An 18,618-nucleotide genomic window follows, 5' to 3' on the forward strand; every position below is an offset into this window, starting at 1 on the left:
TTAGCCAGAATCGTTTTTAGCTCTAATTTAGCCATTTCGGAGCCTTGTCGAAGTCCGATGGACTTACTGGCTGCTTGTTTTAACTCTCGAATCTTACTTAATCCCACACTCCGTGTTACAGCTTTTCTTAAATGGGAGAGCAGTTCATGTTCAGTGAAATTTACGATTTCATGAGGTAAGGCATAGAGCTTTAAGAATTGTAACGCTGCCTTGCCCTCCCACTTTTTAAAGACTGTTAGAAATTCAGGAAAGTAGCGATCAATCCAGTTGTGAACCTGCCCTTGGACCGTTTGGAGATCCTCTGTTAAAAGATCGCGTATTTTCTTTGCGACACGGAGTTCGGCATAGACACCTTGTGGTATCGTAGGTTCGGCGTATCTTCCGTCTTTGACCAGCTGGGCTATAACTTTAGCGTCTTTCACATCATTCTTGGTAGGTGAGTTATCATCTAGTTCCTTGCTTTTCTTTACGTGCAATGGATTTACCGCTACAAATTTAATCTCGTTTTCTTTTAAAATATGAGCGAGATTAAACCAATAGTGGCCTGTTGGTTCCATCCCAACCACGACTTTATCCATATTGTGTTCTTTTTTGATTTCCGAAATCCATTGTAGAAAAAGCTCAAAACCTTCTTTTGTATTTTCGAATTGACATGGTGATCCAAACTCTATACCTCTAAAATCCTGGGCACGTGCCACATGCTTAAATTTAGCAATATCGACTCCTATAATAAGAGTTTGAGAAGTTATTTGAGCAATCTTCTTATTCTGGTTATAATTCATTTTAAAGCCTCCTGGTATTTGAGTAATGTCCTTTTTGCTGCGCAGCTTCAGGACCTTCTCATTCTACCAAGAGGTTATTTTTTTGTTCAAACTCCATTTTCACTCATTACAGGAATGCTGCCCCGTTAGCAATAAGATAAAAGAGCTGGTACAGTGACTCCCCTCTAATCAGTATCTTTGCGAAGAAAACACAATTTTAACTTTTTTAGGAGATGGGTATTAATATATTACAAAAGGGTATATGTTATGGTTATCATATAAATAGAAAGAATTTAATTAGGAGGGGCAGTATGAGAATGGAAACCATACGCATCTTACAGGAAGAGGTAAAAAGGTACATCAACGAAAAAGGGGAATTATTTGAGAGTAAGCTGCTGTCTGAAGCAATAAACGTGTCGGGAAAAATTAATGATATTTAAAATAAAGGAAACATTGATTTATTAAAAAATGCGAGAAGTTTAATTTTCTATGTAGTTGATAAGAAAGATGATGAATTAGTCTCTTTTGCTCGATAGGAGGGAATTGCCTGGGCGACCCATTCATTAACACTTGCATTAAAATTAGAATGGGTGCAAGCCATCAGGAGAACTATATGGCAGATAATATGTTCACCCGATGAATCAAAGGGTATAACAAAAGAACGGTTAGAATACTACGAACTCGAAAAACTAATAAATGACAGGGTCGACCAATTCCTTAACACGTTTTTCCTTAGTTATTCAGATTATAAAGATGAAATGCTACATCAACAAAGAAATGGTGGAACATTTGTCAGTTCCAATCATTCCTGTTAGCGGGAGTGTTTCTGTCTTGCCTTTGATTGGCACAATTGACTCATACAGGATAAAAATAATAGAGGAAAATGTCTTAAACGATATAGCTGAATCAAGAATACGGACACTGGTTATGGACCTTTCAGGTATAGCGATGATGGAAATGGATGTCATCTCGAATTTGGAAAAAGTATTATCTGGAGTCTCGATGATGGGTTGCAAAGCCATACTTGCTGGACTAGGACCTGACCTTGTAAGAAAAATGGTTCATTCAGGAATCCGCTTTGAAAAAGATGTGAAACAAAAGGAACGCTGCAAGAAACATTAAAGAAATACTTTAACGTGGAAAAGACCATTTAGGTCTTTTTTGTTATAGCTCACACCCTTATGCTTCCTAAATAGAAAATTACAAAAAGTACGATTTTCCCTCTTCTTATTGCACTAACCTGCCCCATTAGCACAATAAGAAAAAGCCGTCTCATGACGGCTCTGACTCCAGAGAACGAACCTGTAATGAAGATGGATAACAATATATCACGGAATATAGTTGATATCCTATTCAATCACTTACGAAGCTATCCTTTAACACCAAATCAAGTACTGCCTGCTGTAAAGTTCCAAATATCTGTATTAGGGATAAATCGGCTCCGAGCTGAACAACACTTTTGGCAATTTCGGGTCTTATTCCCGTTACAATAGAACGAACACCAAGCAAACCAAGTACGGCACTAGTTTCAAACAGACATTGGATTACCATTGCATCAAGTTCATAGATGCCTGAAAAATCGCTAATCAAAGTATGGACACTCTGTTCCTGTACTTTTAAAGGCACATGTTCTAAAATATAATTCGCTCTTTCAGAATTGATAGAACCTACTAGGGGTAACACAGCGACCCCTTCCAATATAGGGACGACTGGAGCTGATAGTGTGTTAATTTCTTTGGACACTTTTTCGAGTGATCTTTCGATTTCTTTACGCTTTGTTATATCTCTGACGACAGATTGAATCGCTTTTTTATCCTCATACAAAACAGGAGTACAGTTTGTTTCTACATCAACTAGTGAACCATCAAACCGTCTTAATTGTTTTTCGATAGTTCCAGTTGGTTTATTTTCATCAAGGATCGATTTTGTGTGCCTTACTGTCAGCTCTCTATACTCCTCGGGTACGATATCGAATACAGATTTACCTATAATTTCCTCACTGGAAGCGGCCCGTAAAAAGTCTACTCCTGAAGGGTTTATATACTTAAATTTCCCATCTTGTTGAATAATAATTGCCTCCGTGGTCGATTCCACGATTTGACGATACAATTTTTCATCCGTATTATTTCCCATGAAAATCCACTACTCCTTACCCAAAGCTATAAGTTTTCAACTAAAAACATTATACTATAAGTGAAGAATAATTATTGTAGTTTATGCCCCATATCTTTGCTTATTTGTTTAAAAATCCTTCTTCAACTAACCTCCCTCAATGAAGAATGGAAAATCTCCCGTTTTCTCCTGTTTTCTTAGATTTTCATAGTAGTTTACCTTCCGGTAAATGTTTAATAGTTGGGGAATAATCACTGAAAAGGATAAAATTGGACTTCAAAAGAAAAAAGAGCCGTCACCCACTAACCAGCCAATTACAAAAATTGGTGGGTGAGTCAAAATATGATCGCACTGGTAGATGTCCACATTTCTCATGGAGGTCAACCCTCCCATGTCTCACAGAGTCTTCGCTCTCAAATTCCTTCGTCCAACCTTTCCATGAGGTGGATGTCGGCCATGCTGCCCCGTTACTTTAAGTGTATTTTTTTACAATCTTTTTGATAAACCAAAGTTACAATGTCTTAGAACGTAGTCCTACATTATGCTTAAGATATAATTTTATTTATAGCTTTTCTTACTCTCTTTTCTCATAGGAAATTTTGCTAAATTATTTCGTTTTTTCACTAACTTCTCTACTATCCTGTATGTATTTTAATACAAAATAAAGAAATTGTAATGACACAAAATACACTGCTGCAGAATACCAAGGATTCCATTTACCATAATGTAATACCTCAATTTTTACAGTATATAACTCTAGCAAAACAAGAATTCCTGTCCAAACCAGGGCATATATTAATTTTCTAATTGTAGCAGCGTTATTCGGAAAGTAATTAACAATAATATATAATACTCCTACCTGCCCCATGGGAACTATTAAATACGCCCAATCAACCTCCTTTTTATCAAAATACCAATAAAGATGGTATTTAATATCAAGATATAAATCAGTTACAAAATTCATCATTAAAGCAAATAAAATGCTCGCAAACAATTCATGCCTGGTCTTTCTCCTTTTTACACAAAAAGCTACTATTAGGACAACTATCACTGTTAGAAAAAATAGAATAAAGATAGCAAACCCCTCTTTTTTTGTTTTTTATTCTTTCATTTTATCAACATAATTATCCAACTGGATAAGCAGGAAAAACGGTCGTTATTGGATATATAACACTCATAACATAAAAAGCCCTGATTTTTCTGCTTAGCGTAGAAAAAATCAGCGGCTTTTCCTTTCAAAAATTTCTTAGGGTCTATTATACGCGTTTTGTCATCAGGACCCCAAGAATAGACATTGCTTTAAAAGGATTAAATCATACTCATTCAATAATATTATCTTTATGAGCATGTGATCGTAACCCTATTTACCATTTTGACCTTAAAACGGAACGGATTATTTTGGAAGTTCAATGTCTAAATCTATTTAAAGATCAGACAACCACAGGCATCAAACTAGAACTAACTTGAAGAAAGCAATCATTTTTGTTTTAATTTCCATTAGTTTTACTATAAGAACAATTTAATGACAACCCCCTCTCTTCCCATTTATAAGTGCAGCTAGAAGTTTTCATTTCCTATTCCAAAGTTAACGAGTGAACCTTATGCCCTTCTAAGAATAATGTATCGAATATTGCGATCCCTTATGATGAAATTTTCTCTACATTATATAAATCCAGCCATTTAATGAGCGTTTTTCCTATCTAAATAAACTATTAATGAATGATATATCGTAAATTTGAAATAATACCTTTGTGTAAGCCAATAAGGAGGTGACCAAAAATGGACATTCAAAAATTAGCCGATCATGAGTCATTGGATCTACATGAAGTTATTAATTTTAAAACCCTTTGCTTAGCGAAATCAAAACTAATGCAAGGACTGGTTTTTGATCATGATTTGAGAGCATTAATGCAAAAAGATGTTGAACAATCCATGCAAGCACTTGGAGAATTACAGGCAATTTATCAACGTTCACCTTTTGAAGCTCCTGTTCCTCAAAACCGGCCAACACCAATAATAAATTGAAAGGGAGGCAAATTCATTGAACCATGACTATTTAGACCCTATAAACTCGCTACACGTACCAGAGCTTGCAGATACCACATTTGCAATGGATTTACTTCTTCGTGCCAAAGAGGGTGTTCGCAATATTGCTGTCGCATTAACGGAGTCCGCATCACCTGATGTTAGAACCCTCTTACGAAACCAGTTAATGCAAGGTATTGCCATGCACCAAGAAATTACAGACCTAATGATTAGTAAAAAATGGTTTCATCCATACGAACTAAGTGAACAATATCAATTAGACCAACTCTCTGCCAACAATACATTGATGATTGGCAAAATGAATCTATTTCCTGTTGAGACCAATAGAAAAGGTATGTTTGACCGGACACCTGATGAACACTAACACTGGAGGCTGTATAGCATGAAGGCAGTAACGTATCAAGGTATTAAAAATGTTGTAGTCAAAGAAGTTCCAGATCCAAAGATTGAAAAACCAGATGACATGATTATTAAAGTAACCAGTTCAGCTATATGTGGGTCTGATTTACATTTAATTCATGGCATGATTCCTAACCTGCAAGAAAACTATGTTATTGGCCATGAACCAATGGGAATCGTCGAAGAAGTGGGTCCAGGTGTGACTAAGCTAAAAAAGGGAGATCGTGTCATTATTCCTTTTAATATAGCATGCGGTGAATGCTCTTACTGTAAAAACCATTTGGAAAGCCAATGTGATAATTCTAATGATAATGGTGATATGGGTGCCTATTTCGGATATTCTGGTTCGACGGGTGGCTATCCAGGTGGGCAAGCTGAATATTTAAGAGTGCCATTTGCCAACTTTACTCATTTCAAAATTCCAGAGACTTGTGAAGAACCAGATGAAAAGTTAGCAGTTATTGCCGATGCGATGACTACTGGTTTTTGGAGTGTTGACAATGCAGGCGTAAAGGATGGAGATACAGTTATTGTTCTTGGCTGCGGTCCGGTTGGCCTTTTTGCTCAAAAATTCTGTTGGTTAAAAGGAGCAAAGCGTGTCATTGCCGTTGATTATGTCAATTATCGCCTGCAGCACGCAAAGCGCACCAACAAAGTAGAAATTGTTAACTTTGAGGACCATGAGAATGTAGGAAGTTACCTGAAGGAAATCACCAAAGGCGGCGCTGATGTTGTCATTGATGCAGTTGGTATGGACGGTAAAATGACTGATATGGAGTTCCTTGCGAGCGGAATGAAGCTTCAAGGCGGAGCATTAAGTGCGTTTATCATGGCTTCACAAGCAGTGCGTAAAGGCGGGACAATTCAAGTTACTGGCGTTTACGGCGGCAGATATAATGGTTTCCCTCTTGGAGATATTATGCAGCGAAATATCAATATCCGCTCCGGTCAAGCACCTGTCATCCACTATATGCCATATATGTTTGAATTAGTTACGACCGGAAAAATTGATCCAGGAGATGTCGTAAGTCATGTACTTCCACTTAGTGAAGCAAAGCGTGGCTATGAGATTTTTGACACAAAAATGGATGATTGTATAAAAGTCGTGTTGAAACCTTGAGGAAGGAGGTATAAAAAATGAACTACGCCTTACATGAAGTTCTTGAGGTCCATGAAATGGCTGCATTTAAAACCACTTGTTTAACTAAATCCAAAACGATGAAAGCGTTAGTTACAGATCAGCTATTAAAAGATATTATGCAGCAAGACATTGATGTATCTACGAGACAATTACAAGAATATGCTTCTATCCTTTCCAACGCTAAGCAGTAAATTAGGAGATGAATGAACATGAATCCAATCATTGAAACTTTAACGGGCATGGACGGACTATCGGATCAAGTCGTTGCAATGGATTTATTGATTGCAGCTAAAAGTGGAGTTAGAAATTATGCCATGGCAGTTACGGAAGCAGGAACGCCAGAAATTAAAGAAATACTCACTCGCCATTTAATGGAAGCTATTGATATGCATGAACAAATTTCCGCATATATGGCAGAAAAAGGATTGTACCATGCTTGGGATACAAACGAACAAATCAATTTAGATTTAAATAATATCAATACAGCATTGAACTTACCCACTCTATAAAAATAAAATAGGAGCAGTTTAACATTACCAACCTAGAACCGGTCCTAATAAACCATTTATATTTATTTGAGGGAAATATACGATTTCCCTCATTTTGCAACCGCCATTTTCTTTTACAATTATAAATTTGATGTCTTTTCTTTTAGGATTAGAGCTAAATTAAGCCCAATCCAACCTATTGGCTCCATGCTTACCCGTTCAAAATTTTACAAAAAATTGAACCAACTATTTTTTATTATCAAAAGGTAGGAGCAGGAAATTCATCAATTTTTATACGAAGTAAACTATAAGGTTTCTGTCGTAAGTCTTTTCCATAATGAAATCTAGCCTGCCTATGTAATTGGTTCACAATGACATACAAATATTGATCCGGACCAATTGAAAAAGTATCCGGCCACAAAATTCTCGGATCATGTGCGATTGTTTCCATTAAAGCTGGTTAAATGCTTCTGCGTATTCAGGAGTTTCCCAATTTTCCAGCACACCCATTTGCAGAATGGTTTCACTTAATCCCCAGCTAACGGAAAGAGATTGAATCTTTTTGTCATTGATTGCTTTTGCAAATCAATTTACAAAGCCTGTATCAGTATTTGGTGCTAAATATGCTTTAATGTCAGATTGTGGCGCTAATGCACCGTATTGCTGTACATCCAATGTGGTTTCCTCATAGCCATTCCAGTCGGTGCTACCATCAATATTAATTTTTTCTAGGCGGTCAGGTTTAACGTTAATCCCCATTAGATCCCAGAATGAATAAGCGTCTAGAGAGTTAAAATCAGAAAGGCTTACGATTCCTATTGTTTGTCCAGATCCGTCTGCTCCCTTGTTATAAAGTGGGGCAACGTTATACTGCTTGATTAAATCCTGTGGGTTGAGGCGAAGAGGACCAACCGGACTGTTATTGTCTTCTGGTGCAATCGTATCAGAACGCTTCACCGAATTGGCTTTGAAATTGGAATAATCACTTAGTCCTAATATGCAAAGAATATTTTCAGCCACACTTTTTGGAGCTGTCGGATTTTTTTTGGTAGCATGAAAGCTTTTCCCGTTATAACTGGCTTTTTGAATATCAACACTAAATGCTTTATTAAATTGATCAACCGTACCTGTAGCAGTAATAATCTGGTTATCCTGATATGTACTTCTCTTAATTCCAAAGGAATTCAAATATTTAGAAACTGCTGGAATTTGACTAGGGGATGGAGCGAACTTCGCTTTAAATTCACTTACCCTTAAATACTTTCTGAAGTGGTTGCTGTTTTTGTCTGTTGTTTCATTAATGTACCGGGCAAGTGCGTCTTTGTTTTGGATTTTCATAACGATGTCTACGGTGACAACTGTGCTCGGATCCAAATCCCCAAAATAGTTTGCCTTCGATAAAATTCCTGCCCCGTTCCCCTGCTGAATTACTACATTGTCATTTTGTTGCGCATGCGAAACTGCCGGTACAGCACCTAATAACAATGAAGCTGCAGTACTAATAGTCAAAGCAGATTTCTTCCACTTCATCTTCTTCGCCCATTTATGTAATTTGGCAAGAATTTAGCCGATCTAAATTCTTACAAGGCAAATAATTCGAGAGAGAAATTTAACAATCCTCTAAAATATTTTTAATTTTACAAAATTAATTAAATTTCTACTCTTCTTCTAAATAAAGTCTCTTATCAAGCTTATTTGAGTTTCTCGATTTTAAGTAAAAGGACCGCCGAAGCGGCCTCTTTAAATATGTTAATAGATTACCTGTTCCCATTTACCTCTTTTGCTTCATTAGATTTCCAATAATAATCCGTAAGTATCTCAGAAAATGCATCCACTGTTCTATTGAGCTCAGCCAGATTATTATCTACCCCGCCTATCTCCAATAATATGGCTTTATTAGAGATATCCTGATTATATACACCATTTCCTTCACTATAGGTTTTTAAGAAAACTCCCCTGCTAATACCCGGAAACTTTTTCTCGAGATTTTGATTTAAGGTTTTTGCCATTTCCAGATTATCCAAATAATTTTTATTCTCTTTTCCTATAACAAAATAAAGTCGTGCATAGTTTACTCCGTTAATTGTTTTAGTTGTAACATTCCCACGGGCTGAATCACGGTGAATATCAATATAATATTTTAGTACATGGTTACGAGCAGCCGCTTCCTGAACAATTTTTCGTGATTCTGAGTAAGCTTGTGTCGGTTTCAACCCTTTGCTCCTTAACTCCTGAGTCATATTTGTTTCATCATGCAGCACGCCTATTTTATTTTTCATTAAATCATTAGCTAAACGTGCACCCAGTCCAACCACACTTACTCTTTTATCAGAACTTATTGCATCGTCTGGCTCTTTTGCATCCTTTAATAATGGCAGAAATGCTTCCCAACTATGAGTATGGTAGATGAATACTGATTTATGATCCGGGTTAGAAACAGGAGCCTCCGATAAGGGGTTTTGATTCAATTGGTCCTCGGCTACCTTCTTTTCATTTAATAAAACTTCTGTTGGCGGTGAAGACTCATATGGCAGATTTGTAAGGTTTGTCCCTTCTCCTGCGATTACTACCTCTGTATTATATTGCATTAAGCCAGGTAACTCATTTCCTAAAAATGTCCTTACATCTGTTGGTTTTATCGTTGCGAGCAGTTGAAAAAATATATTTGAAATTCTTGATGAATTGAACATCGAATCACCTGCTTCTGGAAAAAACGCATGATTTTCGGATTTGATTAATTCAACAAAAAGTTTCTCTGTATTAAATATACCAATTGAATTATTGAGACTTTGAGAAGTTATTTTGATATCCATTAAAACCACTATAAAAATTGTCAGGAATATAAAAGAAACTAGTAACATGGATTGAATAGTATATTTAAGTAAAATATTTTTGAAAAAATTCATAGATTTATCCCTCCTGACCACATTTATATGAGATCGATCGGGATTATATTATTCATTAATAGATAATAGATTTAAAAAAAGCATTCGATTGACAAGCGAATACCAAATAAAGTACAATTCGTAACGGTTACGATTTATTGAATAAAGAACGTCCTTTTTAAATAAAATGACAATAAAAACATGACACCTGAAAAGAAATGAGGAAAATACTTGTGAAGAATTACATTTACTTATTATTAATAATCGCTTTTATTATAAGCGGATGCTCAAATAGCCAGGACAAAGAGCAGAGTACCAAAAGCGCTAAAAGACTACATATTGTAACCACCTTTTATCCTATGTACTACTTTACCAAACAAGTTGTTGGCAATAAGGCGGATGTTGATTTATTAATACCAAATGGTACAGAGCCGCATGATTGGGAACCTACAACAAAGGATTTGGCCAATATCCAAGACTCCGATATATTTGTATATAATAGCCGCTACTTCGAGACATGGACTAAAAAAATGTTAACCAGTGTGGATACTTCAAATTTAAAAGTTGTGGAAGCATCCTCAGGGATTAAACTAATTAACGCGCTTGAGGAAAATAAAAGTGAATTGAATTCTGGTTCATCTAAGGATCCGCATGTTTGGCTTTCGCCCGTTTTAGCCCAGCATGAAGTGGAAGATATCACAAGAGCAATCATAAAAGCAGATGCAAAGAATAAAAATCTATACGAAGAAAATGCCAGTTCTCTTAAGAGCAAGCTTTCCGATCTGGATCAGCTATATAAAACCACCTTAAAAACTGCAACGCAAAAACAATTTGTTACCCAGCACGCTGCTTTCGGCTACTTAGCAAGGGAATATGGGCTAAAGCAAATACCGATTGCAGGGCTTTCACCTGACGTTGAACCAAGCATGGGTAAATTGCAGGAATTAGCGGAATTAACAAAAAAGAACAACATTAAAATTATTTACTTTGAGGGACTTACTTCTTCTAAGGTTGCACAAACGCTTGCAGATGAAACTGGTGCAAAAACAGAAGTTCTAAACCCTCTTGAAGGATTAACGAAAGAAGACCAAAAGGAGGGATTGGATTATATAGGTGTCATGAAAAAGAACCTGAATAAATTGAAATTATCATTATTCTATTAGACTGACCTGTAAAAGGGCAAGATTCTTCACTTAAGTTAGTTCCGATAACGTGGAGAAAAATGAAAATCACAGGTTTAATAACAATGTAATGAGCACACAACAAAGCTTGAGGTAAATTAAAGAAACCTCAAGCTTTTTATTTGAATATGTGCAGTGCTTATTGAATTAAGCCCCCGTTAGATTAATAGGAAAAGAAAAGACACCCATTTTTGATTGCCTTCAGGCATTTAAGTTAAGACAGATTCTTCAAATGTAACTTTTCCAACATCTCTATCATCTTCGTCTTTAAGTAGGTATCCATAAAGTTTGGTGTACTTGCCAATACATAAGGTCTACACTCTTGGCAATTATTACTGATTGCACGATTTTACCATTTCCTCAACAACGACCGAGTATCTTTTTCTTTGGTTCACAATGGACATTTATTGTCCCCTCTTAATATTTTATAATCAGCCTTGTTTTAAGTAAGATACGTAACTTGCATTGTTTTCTATATTTTATTATCTGTCATTCATTTACTATTTTCTGTAAAGTCTATAACTGGTTCACTTTTTAAATCTAAAGATATATTTGGTGCAGATTTATTGCAAAGGTATAGGTTAATGGTGTACTGCTACAATATTTTGATTATAAACGGCGAAGAAAGTTCAAAAAACCCTTTTCTTAATCAACTAACTGCCCGTTTGTTCAATTAGAAGTTCAACAAAAAGTGCGTTAATCCTTTTTGGATTAACGCACTCATTACCATAATTATGAATTTGCAAAAGTTGTATGTTTTGCTTTCCACTTTTCAAGGGCAATAAAAAGCCAGAATGAATAAATACCAATAGTGATAACGCAAAAGAACCACCACATAATCCAATTCATACGTCAAATCTTGTTTATTTATTAAGAAAGCACCTGAAAACGTACTGTAGCAGACAGAGGTTTTTTTTTACATTAACTTATTTAATTCTTTTGAATGCTTTTTAAATCTCGTATTTCCTCCATTTTCTTAGCTTTTTAGGGAAATGAAAACATCACTTTTTAATGAACATGGTTTGTTAATGTAATTTTTTCCGCAGTAACTTATCAAGTTTTTCTTCGATTTTTTTAAGCCTCTTTTCGTAGTGACGAAAAGTGATGTAAGCAGTAATTGCTTTAATCAGAAAAAATAAAATGGCTACAATAGCTATAAGCAGATAATTATTTTGTACACGATTTACAAATTCATTAATATCATGCATATGGATCCGCAACCCGCTTTCTAAGTCAGTGCGCTATATGAATTATATATTTTGTCCTATTTATTAAAGATATATGTTGATTTTTATGTACAAAATCTTTACAAGCATTTTCCTGCAAGTTAAGAGACACTGCAAGAATTAAGGCTACACAAAGCTAGTTCATAAGAAAATGCCCCTGTTACCTATAGGTAATGGTCACCCTTCCTTCGTTTTGGCTCCAATGTTACTTCCATATAATCAAACTCCATGTTTACTTCAGCAAGATCCATTGCTTCATCCTGCGTCATATATTTAGGGGTTGTTACTATCCTTTTTACCGCCAGACCTAATACATGTGCTTCTTGATCCTCGAACTCCAGCACAATCGGAGTCATTGCTGAATTATAAACTCTTCCGTTTATAAGTATTTTCATCCGGTTACCTCTGTTTTAGAAAATTTTAAAAAGCTATTGCTTGTTAAGCATAACTTTCAAAAAGCCATAGCCCTAGTATTTACCTTATCTCTCCGATTTAATAACCCAAATAATCAGCGATCTGCCAATCATATAGTTGCGGCGGAGGTGACATGGCTTAGGTAAAATAAGGAAAATGAAAAAGAGACGGATCTCTCCCGTCTCAAATCACCTAAAATAACATTGTTAAAAAATACGACGAGTCCCTGCCACCTGTTTTAACAACATTGGGTTATTTTAAAAATGAATATTGCTGGGGATGAGAATCGTATCATCGCATATCTTGCATTGATAATTATTAAGTATCCCCTTATATTTCAGAACGCTTAAGGGAGGGCCTTTAGCAGTATCAAAATATATTTGTATATTTTTCTTCAATCTCTTCTCCTAATAATTTCTTAGCAGTCTCTAAGAGGATCCGATGTCTGCTTTTCCCGTTCTCATTGTAACATTGGGGATTAGAATTGGCCTTTTCCATTAAAGATTCCATCTGGTCCTTACTAAAACTTTCAAAGTAAGGTGTAATACAGTAATCGAATAACCGATCGGCTGTATCAAAAGAGCCACTATGGCAATAGTGTGCGATTAACAAATCATAAAACTCAGGGAGAGCGTCATATTTTTCACATAGGTTATATAAAAACTGAACATTCTTTTTTTCTATTAGATGATTATGTGAAAAAGGCTGGTTATAATAACCACCAGTTGTATTAAATTCTCGGTCCAATTTCTTTAAATGTTCTTTTATGGAATCGGAAAGAAAATAACTCTTTATAAATAATTCTTTTTTCGATGATACGCGTTTAGAAAGCAATTCCTGTGTGTGTTGCTTTAACAAAGGATAAGTATCTGGATACTTCGACAAAAAATCAATAAATTTATTTAGTATTCTGCTATTTCCATCTAGAAAGTCACTAAAATGCACAGAATTTTTCTTAATAAACTGTATTAGTATTTCTTCATATTTTTTGTACATGATTAAGAGTACATTAAAATGAATATCTCTGTTACTTTTTTCTTTTTCTCCATTGTTTTTAAAGACCAACTTCCATAAGTGGCTAAATATATATTCAACATTCTCTTTGTTAAAATAGTTAAAAAATCTTGAGTCCAAATAGGATTCTAATCGTTCTGCTGTAGGGAACTCATTTTTGATTCTTTCCATATCTGACATAAAAGGATCAAATACATTTTTAGTAAGTAGCGGGTGTTTAATCAGCAATCCCTCAAGTACATAAATAATAAGAGATCTTGCCAGTTCCTGGCTAGGTCTATACAAAAACTCCAAGGAATTTAGTAATGGATGTCCAGACAGGTTTCGAAACATTTTTAAATTTGTAATATGGATGTAAATATCATTTTCCAGTAAATTAGCTTCTCTATATGCTTTTTCAATGAGTTCATTTTCCCAAGCGAGTGAAACTGGATCTCCTTCCCTCTCTACTTTCAGATCCTCTAAAATTTTTTTAGCTTTCTCATCTTTGTGAATATCATTTAAATCATTTAATTTAAAAACTAAATCACAAATTACCACGGTATATAACATCACCACCGCTGATCGGTAATTTCCATGCTTGTAGGAGCTTAGTACTTCTTCAAAATATTCTTTTGTTTTTGGATTATAGATGCCTTCTGCTAATGCAACTATATTCTCTTCCATCCTGATTCTCCACTTCTTTTGATATTAATCCTGGATCTCTTGTAGAAATAACCATTAAAAATAAGTTTTATCGTATTATTTCATTACCCGATAATTATTTCTTTGAAATGTTTCTGGAAAGACGGATTAAAAAGTAACTTACAAAACCGATTAAAACCATGATAAGTAACGAAATTAAGATATTGGAAATCATTTTACACCCCCAATAAAATAATTCTATAATTATTATTAATCCTCTTAGAATCACTCTAGAAAAACATAAGCGGCACAGTAATACAATGAAAAAAAGAGTCGCTGCCGCAACCCTATACTAAATAATTCCTCTATCGTGTTATTTGAATGGATAGTAAAGCAAAGGCGAATATTGCAAGCAATGCTATCATATATGTTTCTTTAAACCCATCTTTAACACGTATATGTGATATTGTTCCACCTACACCCGTAACACCAAGTAGTAACGCCCCTGCAATGACAAAAGAAATTTTCCAAAAACCAATTATTAATAAACTGGCACCAAGTATTTCCACTAACCCTGTTATTACTCGAAACCATTGAGGTAAACGCAAGTGATTAAATATATCGATATACGTCTTTGAACCAGTAACTTTGGGAAGTCCAGCCATCAAAAATATAGCTGTTAAAACGCCTTGCAGACTCCAAGAAAGTATAGACATCTGGTACCCCCTTACTTGTTGGATGCTATACTATATTTATGAGAAACGAACAAAAAAGATACATATTTTGTAATTCTAATTTTATAGTTAAAATTGGCGGGTATGTGGCCGGGCGAGTAGTCTAAAAAAATTGAACTGGGAAAATGCCGTCAATTAAGCAAAAAAAACAATCCTTACTCTTACCTAAATAATTCTGGGATATAGCTTCTTTTTTCTCAAGAATAAGACATTTATTATTCCCCTTTATCCACAATTCCACTTCTTTTCCATCTTTAATAAACATTTATTTTCCCTTTAATTTATATCGGATTTATTTCCATTTCAATGCAAAAAAATGAATACGTGCTTAACTGTTGTGATGACAAACAAGAACTTCATCGCCACCGCTTTTAACAATAGTGCCAGGTACCTTCAAATAGGAGATGCCTGGCATTTATTTTTTCTGAATCTTTTCTGTTTAGTTAAAATCTTTTTGTTTCTAAACATTGTCTCATTGAACATTAAACTTTGGTCCAAGTCAAAAAGTATCCGTTGAGAACTGCGATTAATAATGGATTATAAAATACTTAGCCTATAGGAGGGTTTTATATAAGGAAAGTTTATTTATGTCTATGTTTTTATCACTTCACATTATAGAATTTGGAATCCTTATCACTGTCCTTTGGATATTTGGCAGTTTTATTTTTTTTCGATATTACCCATGAAATTTACTGTTATATCCCCTGATTAATCGGGCTTTAGATGTTCATAATTTCAACGTTAGGAATTTATTATAAAAAAGTTTAGTCTTTATGGTAATGTATAGTAATCCTAAGACGAATATTCCAAGCAGTGCGGTCAAATATGTTTCTTTCAACACATCTTTCACATGTAACAATAAGGGTATCGGGTTCGGTTTTGAAGTACAAAATTCAAATTAACCGGTAAATAACAACGAAATTAGCATTTTAATTAAAAAAGAATTAACACAATAAATTGGCATAAAAATGCTCAGAGCATTAAACTCTGAGCATTTTTCAATATTTCGGCGTATTGTCCTACAGTACCCCTTTAGCACAATGCCAAAAGTCGCTTATCGTCGTTGTTAAAACCGAACACTTTTCCTTTATTATGCGGTAAACTTCAATCTAAAAAAAGAGGAGAGTATTTCTCTCCTTGTTACTGAGGTTCATGTCCGTTAATAGGCGAGCCAGTTGAAGTATGTTCATTTACCCAATCAAGAGATACCTTCGAAACGGCTGGCCAATTAGGGATATGGTTACTATATTGTTCTACCCAACTCATACAATATTGTGGGTCTATGCTCTTTTCTCGGCATTGTGCTAGGAAAGACTGAATGTTTTCCTCAGTACAGTTTTCCCATGAGCCACACGTTTCAGCCCAAATACGTTCCATTTGCTGTTTGATGTCGTTTACCATATATGATTCCTCCTTGTTTAAATCTGACAAAATAAGTTTGTCCAAGGAGAAGAAATATATTTATAGGAGTGGTCAATAGACCGAAAAAAGTTGGATTAGGAGAGTAATGTCACAATACGTTCATTATCTGCTTATTATGTAACCTGCCCCGTTCGTATTAGTCGAATAAGAATAATAATTTCCGTTACAGCAATACCTTTACTTAACATAAGCCCCCGTTTCTTTAAGTACAATCTTTCACATTCTTTCTTGTGAAATTAGGAAAAGCCACTTATAACTTGATGAAACGCACTCATTCGTGGGTGGCTAACGGGTAGGATAGCGGAGTTGACGGAATGTCAGATCCCCCTGGTTCGTTAATTTACTAAAATGATAGCTATCGGACGTTAATGGTGAGAATGTAAAAAGCCGCCCGAAGGCGGTAGTGATTAACTGGCTTGTTTATAGGATTTGAAAATTGTTTTCTTCATAATGAATCGTCTGTCAATACAGAAAGCTGCCAACAAAGCTAGTAAACCGGTCAGAAGTACATTGCCGTAAGTTTCAAGAGGAAGTGGTTTGCCCTCAAGATGGATACCATTCGCACGATATTCAAATCGTTTTACAGCATGCTTGGCAGTTAAAAGGTCTTCTTGTTTAGCTAAATCTTCCAATGGCGCTTCGAAAACATATCTGTTTGGCGAATCACTATGAATAAGAAGGGTTTCTTTTGCATTACCCTTTTCATTCCAAAGTCTTACATCTGCTGCCGCCAGTGATTTTGCGTCGCCACCTGGTATAATCATTTTATCAAATTTTGGAGCATTAGATATTTGATGCCTAGCCAGTATATTAAGATGATGTTTTGTAGTAATTGGTGCATCCGAACTAGAAACGGTCAAGACTTGTGTCGTTCCGGTATCTCCATAAGAATCAAATATAGAAGATAAAGCTATTTCATCCATATCTTTATACAGAAGTACACCCATCTGTTTCTTATTCCAATGGAATCCAATATTTAGTAGATATGTTGCGAATTTTATATCCCTGTAAAAAGGGGCCACCTTTGGATTTTGAACGAATTGGTACGAAGGATAACTAATTTCCTTAGAAATTTTTGCAGCCACGGGTTCTCCTAGTTGCTGAGATATCAGATAAAGTACTCCATCGATACCTGCGCTTTGACCGGCTGATGTTAAGGTGTTTCCTTCATGAACATACCGCAGATCCTCTTTCCAATGTGTATAAGTATATTTCTTCATTAATCCAGGTAAGGCCTGCCAGTGTGAGGTGGCCGATTTCCCTTTTAATAAACCTGCATCGGCAAGATTCATTGACCCTCCACAAATGCTTACAAAAGTCGTCGTTTTACTTCTGGAATGTTTTTGAATCCATTTGCGAGTCGGTTGATATTTCAGTTCATCTACTTTGGGTATATCAATAGGCATATAAGGGATTACAATAATATCTGGACTTTTATTTAATAGGTTATCTAGTTCTATATACGAGTAATGTGGCAGTACATCCAGTCCGCCTGATAAGGACTTCACGTTTTTGTCCGGTGCAACGGCGTATACATTATAAGCATCTGTCATCGACAGCAGTTCGTAGGGAATAAGAAAATCGAAATCTTCGGTTGGTATACTTGAATCCGCTAGTACGACTGCTACTGTAGGTTTATTGGGATTGTATTTAGGTATATTCAGTCCTTGCAGCGAAGGAACTGGCTCATGGCGGATGTTTAGGTAAAAATCTTTTTGATGACGATTAAATCCATACAACCCCATCCCTCCCATAAACATAAGGAAAATCAATACATAAACAGCTAACCGTACTACTAACCTTTTCATTTTAAATTCCTCCTCAATTTTCGCCCACCAAAATGTGGATATTTGTTTTGACTAGTCTTGTGTCACATTGTACTTAGTTTGAACATGATGAAAATCGTATTCTTTTTGGGTATTCCACAAAATTTCGTTGTACCCCCATAGGGTATCTGTTGTTATCTTGATTCCATATTACCTTTTTTCAAAAACTTGCATAATTGTGCTAGAGCTTGATTTTTATATCAGACTACAGACTTAGCTGGTTTCAGACAACAAAAAAGACAGAGAATGAAATAGTCTCTGCCAAATACATTGCCTTAAAAACCGATATCAGAAATAGACCGTAACATGAACAATAACTGATTAATTCGCTTTTTGTTTCAAATA

The 18,618-nt window shown here is 35.4% G+C and carries 16 protein-coding genes and 2 pseudogenes; 7 read left to right on the plus strand and 11 right to left on the minus strand.

The window, feature by feature from the left end; all coding sequences use genetic code 11:
• On the minus strand, positions 1–782 hold a 782-nt coding region (locus G8761_RS10170), incomplete at its 3' end, for an IS110 family transposase (protein WP_166026229.1).
• Between the two features lie 296 nt (positions 783–1,078).
• On the opposite strand from G8761_RS10170, the pseudogene G8761_RS10175 reads away from it, so the two are divergent.
• Positions 1,079–1,915, plus strand: a pseudogene (locus G8761_RS10175) (STAS domain-containing protein).
• A gap of 199 nt (positions 1,916–2,114) precedes the next feature.
• Here G8761_RS10175 and G8761_RS10180 read toward each other — a convergent pair.
• Positions 2,115–2,894: a PAS domain S-box protein gene (locus G8761_RS10180; RefSeq protein ID WP_166026231.1), complete on the minus strand. Its 780-nt coding sequence runs from the start codon at positions 2,892–2,894 to the stop codon at positions 2,115–2,117.
• Between the two features lie 586 nt (positions 2,895–3,480).
• Positions 3,481–3,924, minus strand: a complete 444-nt coding sequence (locus G8761_RS10185) for a CBO0543 family protein (RefSeq protein WP_338000939.1) — start codon at positions 3,922–3,924, stop codon at positions 3,481–3,483.
• 728 nt (positions 3,925–4,652) lie between these two features.
• Between G8761_RS10185 and G8761_RS10190 the strand changes: the two genes are divergently transcribed.
• The 5 genes from G8761_RS10190 to G8761_RS10210 are packed head-to-tail and all read left to right on the plus strand — an operon-like array spanning position 4,653 to position 6,968.
• Positions 4,653–4,898 carry a spore gernimation protein GerQ gene (locus G8761_RS10190; protein WP_166026235.1) on the plus strand — a complete coding sequence of 82 codons (246 nt, stop codon included), beginning with the start codon at positions 4,653–4,655 and terminating at the stop codon, positions 4,896–4,898.
• Positions 4,899–4,914: 16 nt separating this feature from the next.
• Positions 4,915–5,283: a spore coat protein gene (locus G8761_RS10195; protein ID WP_166026237.1), complete on the plus strand. Its 369-nt coding sequence runs from the start codon at positions 4,915–4,917 to the stop codon at positions 5,281–5,283.
• 18 nt (positions 5,284–5,301) lie between these two features.
• Positions 5,302–6,438: a zinc-dependent alcohol dehydrogenase gene (locus G8761_RS10200; protein WP_166026239.1), complete on the plus strand. Its 1,137-nt coding sequence runs from the start codon at positions 5,302–5,304 to the stop codon at positions 6,436–6,438.
• Positions 6,439–6,455: 17 nt separating this feature from the next.
• On the plus strand, positions 6,456–6,650 hold the full coding sequence (locus tag G8761_RS10205) for a hypothetical protein (protein WP_007083743.1): 195 nt from the start codon (positions 6,456–6,458) through the stop codon (positions 6,648–6,650).
• An 18-nt stretch (positions 6,651–6,668) separates the two neighbouring features.
• Positions 6,669–6,968 (plus strand): spore coat protein, encoded by a 300-nt coding sequence (locus G8761_RS10210; RefSeq protein WP_166026241.1) that lies wholly within the window; start codon positions 6,669–6,671, stop codon positions 6,966–6,968.
• A gap of 238 nt (positions 6,969–7,206) precedes the next feature.
• On the opposite strand, the pseudogene G8761_RS10215 reads toward G8761_RS10210, so the two are convergent.
• The 3 genes and pseudogenes from G8761_RS10215 to spoIIP form a co-directional block, all read right to left on the minus strand.
• A pseudogene (locus G8761_RS10215) lies at positions 7,207–7,401 on the minus strand (L-dopachrome tautomerase-related protein); the annotation flags it as partial.
• A gap of 131 nt (positions 7,402–7,532) precedes the next feature.
• Positions 7,533–8,477 carry a S53 family peptidase gene (locus tag G8761_RS10220; RefSeq protein ID WP_166026243.1) on the minus strand — a complete coding sequence of 315 codons (945 nt, stop codon included), beginning with the start codon at positions 8,475–8,477 and terminating at the stop codon, positions 7,533–7,535.
• Positions 8,478–8,704: 227 nt separating this feature from the next.
• Positions 8,705–9,853, minus strand: a complete 1,149-nt coding sequence (spoIIP, locus tag G8761_RS10225; RefSeq protein WP_166026244.1) for a stage II sporulation protein P — start codon at positions 9,851–9,853, stop codon at positions 8,705–8,707.
• A gap of 197 nt (positions 9,854–10,050) precedes the next feature.
• On the opposite strand from spoIIP, the gene G8761_RS10230 reads away from it, so the two are divergent.
• Positions 10,051–10,995: a metal ABC transporter substrate-binding protein gene (locus tag G8761_RS10230; protein WP_166026246.1), complete on the plus strand. Its 945-nt coding sequence runs from the start codon at positions 10,051–10,053 to the stop codon at positions 10,993–10,995.
• Positions 10,996–12,403: 1,408 nt separating this feature from the next.
• On the opposite strand, the gene G8761_RS10235 is transcribed toward G8761_RS10230, so the two are convergent.
• The 5 genes from G8761_RS10235 to G8761_RS10255 all read right to left on the minus strand — a co-directional run bounded on the left by G8761_RS10235 (position 12,404) and on the right by G8761_RS10255 (position 18,255).
• The gene (locus tag G8761_RS10235) at positions 12,404–12,634 is read right to left on the minus strand and encodes a hypothetical protein (RefSeq protein ID WP_166026247.1); all 231 of its coding nucleotides are present in this window, start codon (positions 12,632–12,634) and stop codon (positions 12,404–12,406) included.
• 388 nt (positions 12,635–13,022) lie between these two features.
• Positions 13,023–14,333, minus strand: a complete 1,311-nt coding sequence (locus G8761_RS10240; RefSeq protein WP_166026249.1) for a hypothetical protein — start codon at positions 14,331–14,333, stop codon at positions 13,023–13,025.
• A gap of 323 nt (positions 14,334–14,656) precedes the next feature.
• Complete coding sequence (locus G8761_RS10245; protein WP_166026251.1) at positions 14,657–15,007, minus strand: DoxX family protein; 351 nt, start codon at positions 15,005–15,007, stop codon at positions 14,657–14,659.
• 1,158 nt (positions 15,008–16,165) lie between these two features.
• Positions 16,166–16,426, minus strand: coding sequence for a hypothetical protein (locus G8761_RS10250; RefSeq protein ID WP_166026253.1), 261 nt, complete (start codon positions 16,424–16,426; stop codon positions 16,166–16,168).
• Between the two features lie 428 nt (positions 16,427–16,854).
• Positions 16,855–18,255: a DJ-1/PfpI family protein gene (locus tag G8761_RS10255; RefSeq protein WP_166026255.1), complete on the minus strand. Its 1,401-nt coding sequence runs from the start codon at positions 18,253–18,255 to the stop codon at positions 16,855–16,857.
• Positions 18,256–18,618: the final 363 nt, after the last annotated feature.

Source organism: Neobacillus terrae (assembly GCF_011393025.1).
GTDB classification, from domain to species: domain Bacteria; phylum Bacillota; class Bacilli; order Bacillales; family Cytobacillaceae; genus Neobacillus_A; species Neobacillus_A terrae.

Bases quoted from the DNA above. Each gene is read 5' to 3' on its own strand.
- G8761_RS10180 (WP_166026231.1), bottom strand. From the start codon at position 2,894: ATGGGAAATAATACGGATGAAAAATTGTATCGTCAAATCGTGGAATCG.
- G8761_RS10190 (WP_166026235.1), top strand. From the start codon at position 4,653: ATGGACATTCAAAAATTAGCCGATCATGAGTCATTGGATCTACATGAA.
- G8761_RS10200 (WP_166026239.1), top strand. From the start codon at position 5,302: ATGAAGGCAGTAACGTATCAAGGTATTAAAAATGTTGTAGTCAAAGAA.
- G8761_RS10205 (WP_007083743.1), top strand. From the start codon at position 6,456: ATGAACTACGCCTTACATGAAGTTCTTGAGGTCCATGAAATGGCTGCA.
- G8761_RS10210 (WP_166026241.1), top strand. From the start codon at position 6,669: ATGAATCCAATCATTGAAACTTTAACGGGCATGGACGGACTATCGGAT.
- G8761_RS10220 (WP_166026243.1), bottom strand. From the start codon at position 8,477: ATGAAGTGGAAGAAATCTGCTTTGACTATTAGTACTGCAGCTTCATTG.
- spoIIP (WP_166026244.1), bottom strand. From the start codon at position 9,853: ATGAATTTTTTCAAAAATATTTTACTTAAATATACTATTCAATCCATG.
- G8761_RS10230 (WP_166026246.1), top strand. From the start codon at position 10,051: ATGAGGAAAATACTTGTGAAGAATTACATTTACTTATTATTAATAATC.
- G8761_RS10235 (WP_166026247.1), bottom strand. From the start codon at position 12,634: ATGAAAATACTTATAAACGGAAGAGTTTATAATTCAGCAATGACTCCG.
- G8761_RS10240 (WP_166026249.1), bottom strand. From the start codon at position 14,333: ATGGAAGAGAATATAGTTGCATTAGCAGAAGGCATCTATAATCCAAAA.
- G8761_RS10245 (WP_166026251.1), bottom strand. From the start codon at position 15,007: ATGTCTATACTTTCTTGGAGTCTGCAAGGCGTTTTAACAGCTATATTT.
- G8761_RS10250 (WP_166026253.1), bottom strand. From the start codon at position 16,426: ATGGTAAACGACATCAAACAGCAAATGGAACGTATTTGGGCTGAAACG.
- G8761_RS10255 (WP_166026255.1), bottom strand. From the start codon at position 18,255: ATGAAAAGGTTAGTAGTACGGTTAGCTGTTTATGTATTGATTTTCCTT.